The organism is Bartonella sp. AA83SXKL, assembly GCF_042196965.1.
Lineage (GTDB): Bacteria > Pseudomonadota > Alphaproteobacteria > Rhizobiales > Rhizobiaceae > Bartonella.
In genome coordinates, this window is the sequence record NZ_JBHIRG010000131.1 from 1 (window position 1) to 885 (window position 885).

Sequence of the window (885 nt, forward strand, 5' to 3'; positions counted from 1 at the left end):
GATGAACCAACAAATTATCTCGATATTGAAGGAACTCTCTGGCTCACTGAGTATGTGCGTCAATACCCCCATACAGTAATCATAATCAGTCATGATCGCGATTTTTTAAATAATACAGTTAATTCTATCATGCATCTCGAAAATAACCAACTTACTTTTTGGCGTGGTAATTATGATCACTTTGAACAACAAAAAGCTGAAGTTGTTAAAGTACAACAAAAACAAATTGAAAAACAAGAAGTGCAACAAAAACATATGGAAGATTTTATTGTTCGTTTTCGTGCTAAAGCAAGTAAAGCGCGACAAGCGCAATCGCGCCTCAAAGCTCTCGAAAAGCTTAAGCCCCTTACAACGTGGAAAATTCAGCATGTTCAGCCTTTTATCTTTCCAAAAGTAGAAAAGCCTGTAGCTTCTCCTATTATTGCATTATCAAACGTAAGTGTTGGTTATGAAACAGGAAAACCAATTTTAAAAGAATTAAATTTAAGAATTGATAATGATGACCGTATCACTCTCTTGGGCTCAAACGGAAACGGAAAATCAACTCTTGCTAAATTGCTCGCTGGCCGTCTGAAAGCGGAAAAAGGAACAATCACTCTTGCTCCACATCTGAAAATTGCTTTTTTTTCTCAACATCAACTTGATGATCTGAAACCGGAAGAAAATGCAATAGATCACATGCGTCATCTCATGCCAGGAAAAGCAGACGCTAAAATACGCGCAGCAGTCGCTCGTATGGGAATATCAACGGAAAAAATGATGACAAAAGCCAAAGAGCTTTCAGGAGGTGAAAAAGTTCGCTTGCTTATGGGACTTACTGTTTTTGAAGGGCCCCATCTTCTTATTCTTGATGAACCAACCAATCACCTTGACATTGATAGCCGT

Annotated in this window: 1 protein-coding gene; it reads left to right on the forward strand. The window is 38.1% G+C overall.

Going from position 1 to position 885, the window contains the following annotated elements; translation table 11 throughout:
- Positions 1–885: ABC-F family ATP-binding cassette domain-containing protein (locus ACFINO_RS10115; RefSeq protein ID WP_375655689.1), on the forward strand; the 885-nt coding region annotated here is incomplete at both ends.